The 6,261-nt window shown below is 74.8% G+C and carries 5 protein-coding genes; 4 read left to right on the top strand and 1 reads right to left on the bottom strand.

What is annotated here, in order from left to right; all coding sequences use genetic code 11:
- A partial coding sequence (locus tag C1I92_RS32345; protein ID WP_111258740.1) for a sigma factor-like helix-turn-helix DNA-binding protein occupies positions 1 to 729 on the top strand: 729 nt, incomplete at its 5' end.
- Here C1I92_RS32345 and C1I92_RS32340 read toward each other — a convergent pair.
- Complete coding sequence (locus C1I92_RS32340; RefSeq protein WP_199521814.1) at positions 656 to 2,290, bottom strand: PucR family transcriptional regulator; 1,635 nt, start codon at positions 2,288 to 2,290, stop codon at positions 656 to 658. The genes C1I92_RS32345 and C1I92_RS32340 overlap by 74 nt on opposite strands.
- Before the next feature lie 154 nt (positions 2,291 to 2,444).
- Between C1I92_RS32340 and C1I92_RS32335 the strand changes: the two genes are divergently transcribed.
- From C1I92_RS32335 to C1I92_RS32325, 3 genes are read left to right on the top strand one after another with little or no spacing between them, the layout of a single operon-like run.
- The gene (locus tag C1I92_RS32335) at positions 2,445 to 3,308 is read left to right on the top strand and encodes an oxamate carbamoyltransferase subunit AllH family protein (RefSeq protein ID WP_111258738.1); all 864 of its coding nucleotides are present in this window, start codon (positions 2,445 to 2,447) and stop codon (positions 3,306 to 3,308) included.
- Positions 3,305 to 4,729, top strand: a complete 1,425-nt coding sequence (locus C1I92_RS32330) for an AllF/FdrA family protein (RefSeq protein WP_199521813.1) — start codon at positions 3,305 to 3,307, stop codon at positions 4,727 to 4,729. The genes C1I92_RS32335 and C1I92_RS32330 overlap by 4 nt, the downstream gene beginning before the upstream one ends.
- Positions 4,726 to 6,123, top strand: a complete 1,398-nt coding sequence (locus tag C1I92_RS32325; RefSeq protein ID WP_111258737.1) for a YlbE family protein — start codon at positions 4,726 to 4,728, stop codon at positions 6,121 to 6,123. The genes C1I92_RS32330 and C1I92_RS32325 overlap by 4 nt, the downstream gene beginning before the upstream one ends.
- Positions 6,124 to 6,261: the final 138 nt, after the last annotated feature.

The raw sequence follows: 6,261 nt of genomic DNA, 5'->3' as shown, positions 1-6,261 counted from the left end.
CCGTTCGACCCGCCGGAGCCGACCCGGCACAACGAGGTCCCGTGGGTGCAGCCGTATCCCGACGTCCTCCTGCCCGAGTCCGCCTACCTGCACCGCGAGCAGGTAGAACTGGCCTTCGTCGAGGCACTGCAGCAACTGCCGCCGCGGCAGACCGCGGCCCTGGTGGTGTGCGACGTGCTCGGCTTCCCGCTGAGGGAGGCGGCGGCCGTGCTCGACACGACGACGACGGCGGTCAAGGGGGCGTTGCAGCGGGCCCGGGCGACCCTGCGCGCCCCGGCCACGCGGCCGCCGGCACACGGCTCGGCCGAGGAGCGCCGCCTCAGCAAGCAGTTCGCCGCCGCGTTCGTCGCCGACGACGTCGACGCTGTGATCGCGCTGCTCACCGACGACGCCTGGCTGGCGATGCCGCCGGCGCCGCACCAGTACGCGGGCGCGGCCGCCATCGCCGGATTCCTCCGCGCCAGCGCGGCCTGGCGGGCCGGCCGGCAGTACTCGCTGCTGCCGACCAGGGCCAACGCCCAGCCCGCGTTCGGCTGCTACCTCGACGCAGCACCCGCCGGGCTCCTCGTCCTCACCCTCGACGGCGACCGGATCGCCCGCGTCACCCGCTTCATGGACGACACCTTGTTCCCCGCGTTCGGGCTCCCCCGCGCGTTCAGCCGATCCCCCGCATCTGCAGCACCTTCAGCGCCAGCGCGAGGTCCAGGCGCAGCTCCGGATCGGTGGTGAACGGGCCGAGCATCCGCTCGAGCTTCGAGATCCGGTACCGCAGCGTGTTGTAGTGGAAGTGCAGCTGCCGGGCCGCTTCGGCGACGTTGAGGTTCGTGTCCAGCAGCACCTTCAGCGTGTGCCGCAGGTCCTCCATCTCCGGGTCGTCCTCGGCGGCCAGGCCGTGCAGCGTCTCGCGGACGAAGCCGCGCAGCTCCTCGCGGTCCTCGATCTGGCTCAGCAGCCGGAACGAGCCAAGGCTGTCGAAGTGGGCCAGTGAGCCGCGCCCGTTCATCTGCCGCCCGACGTCGACGGCGCGGCGGGCCTGCTCGTACCCGACGGGCAGCCGGGACGGGTCGTCGACGATGCGGCTGACACCGGTCGAGAAGGAGCGCCGTCCGCCGCCGCCGTCGCCGGACACCTGGCGGACCACGTCACGGACGACCGACTCCGGGTCCGGCCGCGGCCCGACCGGCAGCAGCGCCACCACCTCCTGCGCGAATCCGACGACGGCGGCCCGCGGGTCGCGCCGGCCCATGACCGACTGCCAGGCGACGGTGAACCGCTCCTGCACCGGCCGCAGCTGCAGCCCGGACGTTCCGGCATGACCGTGGTCGGGGTCCAGCTCGGCCACGACGACGACCAGGTCGCGCCCGACGTCCCAGCCCAGCGACTCGCAGTGCGCCACGATCCGGTCCCGGTCGCCGGCCCGGCCGGACAGCACGTCGCGGAGGAAGTCGCCGCGGTACTTGCTCTCGACGGCGGTGACGGCGAGCTGCTTGTTCACCGCGAGCGCGGCCACCGTCGCGGCCCGTTCCAGCACGTTGACGTCGGCGTCGTCCAGCGCGCGGTGCCGTGCGAACGCCACGATGCGCCCGTGATCGACCCGGCCGGCGACGATCGACACGACGGCGTGCCAGCCGGGCACATCGACGTGGGAGTGGACGCCGCCGGGCTCGTACTCGGTGCGGAACCGGCCGGACGTGTCGAAGCACGGCGTGTGCCGCCACGACCCGAGATCCTCGGCGTTGCCGCTCTCGGCCAGCACCCGCCCGTCCGCCGTCGTCACCATGACCGGCACGCCGAGCACCGCGGACGTCTTCGTCACCAGCTCGGTCAGGCCGCCGCCCTCCAGCACCACGGACAGCAGCGCGTGGTGCACCTCCCACGACCGCTCCAGCGCCGCGGCCTGCTTGTTCAGCACGCCGGTGAGCACCTGGTTGAGGATGTCGTCGAACCCGACGGCGTCGGGCAGCAGCAACAGCGGCAGGCCGAGCCGGTCGGCCTCGTGGATCATCTCCTCCGGCAGCGCGTCCAGGTAGCGGTGCAGCTTGACGGCGAGCGCGGCCAGCCCGCGCGCGTCCAGCTCCGCGACCAGCCCGGACAGCCCCTGCGGCGTGTTGCGCAGCGGATATCCCGTGGTCAGCAGCAGCTCGTGCGGCTTGACCCACGGCAGGATGTCCGGCACCTCCATGATGTTGGCGCGCTGGACGACGCGGTCCAGGCCGTCCTCGCCCGCGAGCAGCCGCGCGCCCGCCAGCGCGGGGATCTCCATCGCCTTGCGCACCGTCAGCCCCGCCACGGCAGCGGCCGGCCATTTACCACCGGCCGCTGGCAACTCCGGCGAACCTTGGGCCGGATCGTTGGCAAGTTTGCCCATGCGATGACGGTAGCGGTCCCGGCTACGTTCGTGGCAGTCCCAGTTCAGGTGATCTTGGGCGGAACGGAGGTCGCGAGTGCCGGCACCGACGGTTCCCTCCGCGGTCCGGGCCGCCCGGCCGTGGCCGGGCGACGCGTCGCGGCAGGTCCTGCCGGGCGCCGCGAGCACCGCAGTCGCCGCCGTCGTGGGGGGGCCACGGCTCACCGGGGAGGTCGTGGCCGCCACCCGCACCTTGACCGCCGTACTGGTCGACCACGGCGCCGAGCCGGTGCTCCTGTGCCTCACCGGCCCGGCGGCCGTTCGGCTGCCCTGCGCCGTCGTCACGCCGTGGCCGGTGTCCGGGCTGCGGCCCGGCCAGCACGCCGTGGTCGGCGACGGCGAGGTGCAGGTCGGCGACGGCGTCCTGGTCACGGTCGGGCGGTGGTGGCAGGCGCGGCCGGCCGCGATCGGCGACGTGACGCTGGCGCGGCAGCGCACCGCCGGCAAGGACGACCGGACCGGGCTCGACGGCGCGATCGTCGCGGCCGCCGGCCGCTTGGGGCTCGCGCTGCTCTGCGGTGACGACGACGAGCTGGCCGACGCGGCCGGCGGGCTGCTGGGGCTCGGCCCCGGCCTGACGCCGGCCGGCGACGACGTGCTGGCCGGCGCTCTGGTGGTCGCGTCGGCCGTCGACCCACGGGCCGCGGCCCGGCTGGCGTCCGCCGTCGAGGCCGCCGAGCCGCTGCGCCGGACCACCGCCGTCTCCGCCGGCCTGCTTCCCTACGCCGCGCGCGGGCTGGCCGTCCCGCAGCTCATCGTCTACCTGGCCGTCCTCGGCGCGGCCCGCGGCGACGTCGACGCCGCCGAGCGGCGGCTGCTCGCCGTCGGCCACACCTCCGGCGCCGCGCTACGGCTCGGCGCCCAGGTGGCGCTGGCCGCGCTCGCCGGGGCCGCGCGGTGATCCGGCACGTCGAGGTCCGCACCGGCACCTACCACGACTCGGTCACGTTGATGCAGGTCAGCCAGGCGGTCCAGGGCGAGGACGGGGTCGACGCGGCGCTGGTCGCGATGGCCACCCAGCTGAACCTGGACCTGCTCGGCGGGATGGGCTTCGAGACGCCGGCAGCGACCCCGAACGACCTGGTCATCGGCGTGACGGCGGACGACGACGCGGCGCTGGGCCGGGCGCTGGCCCGGGTCGAGACGGCGCTGGCGACCCGCCCCGCCGAGGCCGCCGGCGCCGGCGCGGTCGCCCCGCCGCGCACCGTCGGCTCGGCCGCCCGCCGCGACGGCGCGACCATCGCGTTCGTCTCCACGCCGGGCCCGTACGCGTTCGCCGACGCGATGGACGCGCTGCAGCACGGCCTGCACGTCGTCGTGTTCTCCGACAACGTGCCGGTCGAGCAGGAGGTCCGGCTCAAGCAGGAGGCCCGGGCGCGTGGCCTGCTGGTGCTGGGCCCGGACTGCGGTACCGCGGTCGTCGGCGGCGTCGGCTTCGGCTTCGCCAACGTCGTGCGGCCCGGGCCGGTCGGCCTCGTCGCGGCGTCCGGCACCGGCGCGCAGCAGCTGATGTGCCTGCTCAGCGGCGCGGGGGTCGGGATCAGCCACTGCCTGGGGGTCGGCGGCCGGGATCTCTCGGCGCCCGTCGGCGGCGCGTCGACCCTGGCGGCTCTGGACCTGCTCGCCGACGACGACGCGACCGAGGTCGTCGTCGTGGTGAGCAAGCCGCCCGCGCCGGAGGTCGCCGACGCCGTCCGGGAGCGGGCGGAGAAGCTCGGCAAGCCGGTCGTGCTGGCGCTGCTGGGGCCCGGCCGGCCGGACCTCACCGCCGTCGCGGAGACCGTCGTGGCCGCCGCCGGGGCGCAGTGGCGTCCGCCGCGGTTCTGGCCGGCGGCGCCCGCGGCCGGGCCGTACCCGTCGATCCGCGGCCTGTACGCCGGCGGCACGCTCTGCGAGGAGGCGCGGCTGCTGGTGGAGGCGGAGCTCGGGCCCGGAGCGCACACCTTCGTGGACTTCGGCGACGACACACTGACGCGGGGACGGCCGCATCCGATGATCGACAACTCGCTGCGGACCGAGCGGCTGCTGGCCGAGGCGCGGGACCCGTCCTGCGGCGTCGTCCTGCTCGACGTCGTGCTGGGCCACGGCGCGCACCCGGACCCGGCCGCCGAGCTGGCGCCGGCGATCGTCCGCGCCCGCAATGTCGCCGGCGCGCGCGGCCGCGACCTGGCCGTCGTCGTCCCCCTGATCGGGACCGCGGACGACCCGCAGGACCTCGAGGAGCAGGCACGGGCGCTGCGCGACGCCGGCGCGTCGGTGCACCTGTCCAACGCCGCGGCCGCCCGGGCGGCGATCGCGCTGGTCAGGGGCGGTGACGAGTGAACGACCTGCTGCGCGACGAGCCGCGCGTCGTCAGCGCCGGCGTCGACCTGTTCGCGTCGGCATTGACCGCGCAGGCGGTGCCGGTGACGACGGTGGACTGGCGGCCGCCGGTGGCCGGCACGTCGGAGGACCTGGCCCGCGTCCTCGCCGACCCGCGGCGGCCGGACGCGAACGCGCGGGCGCTGGCGCGGATGCTGGCGGCCGGCGCCGAGCTCGTCGACGTCCGCCCGGCCCGCGAGCTGCTCGGGCTGGAGCCGGGGCAGTTCCTGCACGCCGGGCCGCCGATCGGCTGGGACCGGGCGTCCGGGCCGTTGCGGGGCGCGCTGATCGGCGCTTCGCTGTTCGAGGGCTTGGCGTCGTCGCCCGGTGAGGCAGAGGCGCTGCTGGCCGCGGGGGCGGGCGTCGAGTGGGCGCCGTGTCACGACCGGGGCGGCGTCGGCCCGATGGCCGGGGTCGTGTCGCCGTCGATGTGGCTGTTCGAGCTGCACGACCCGGCGTCGGGACGGACCGCGTGGTGCTCGCTGAACGAGGGCCTCGGCGCGGTCCTGCGCTACGGCGCCTACGGTCCGGACGTGATCGACCGGCTGCGCTGGATGGCCTCCGTCCTCGGGCCGCTGCTGCAGACTGCGGTCCGGCGGGGCGGGCCGGTGGACGTCAAGGCGATCGTCGCGCAGATGGTCCAAATGGGCGACGAGGGCCACAACCGCAACCGCGCCGGCACGCTGATGCTGCTGCGCGACCTGCTGCCGGCGCTGATCTCCAGCGGCGCCCCGTCGTCCGACGTCGCCGCCGTGGCGTCGTTCGTCGGCGGGAACGACCACTTCTTCCTCAACCTCGTCATGCCGGCCGGGAAGCTGCAGACGGCGGCCGCCGCGGACCTGCCGGGATCGACCGTCGTCACGACGATGGCTCGCAACGGGACCGACTTCGGCATCCAGGTGTCCGGGACCGGCTCGGCCTGGTTCACCGCACCCGCGAACACACCGGAGGGGTTGTACCTCGGTGCGTACGGGCCGGACGACGCGAATCCCGACATCGGCGACTCCGCGATCACCGAGACGATGGGACTCGGCGGGTTCGCGATGGCGGCCGCGCCGGCCATCGTCCGGTTCGTCGGCGGATCGGTGCCGGACGCGCTGGCGACCAGCCGGCTGATGTACGAGATCACGCTCGGCGAGAACCCGGCCTATGCGATGCCGATCCTGGAGTTCCGCGGCGCGCCGACCGGCATCGACGTCACGCTGGTGACCCGGACGGGCGTGCTGCCGCAGATCAACACCGGCATCGCCGGCCGGGTCGCCGGCACCGGCCAGGTCGGCGCCGGCCTCGTCCAGCCCCCGATGGAGTGCTTCACGTCGGCGCTGTCCGCCCTGGCGGCCGCCACTCCCCCATGATCATCAATGATCCAACCCCCTAGAGGTGGTTGGATCATTGATGATCATGGGACAGGTCGGCGGGGGTGCTGTCTCTTATACACATCTTATGCTGCCGACACCCTGCCAACGATAGAATAGGTGTAGACCTCGGTGGTT

The sequence above is a fragment of the Jiangella anatolica genome (assembly GCF_003236295.1).
Taxonomy (GTDB): Bacteria; Actinomycetota; Actinomycetes; order Jiangellales; family Jiangellaceae; genus Jiangella; species Jiangella anatolica.
This window is presented reverse-complemented; position numbering and strand designations above follow the sequence as displayed.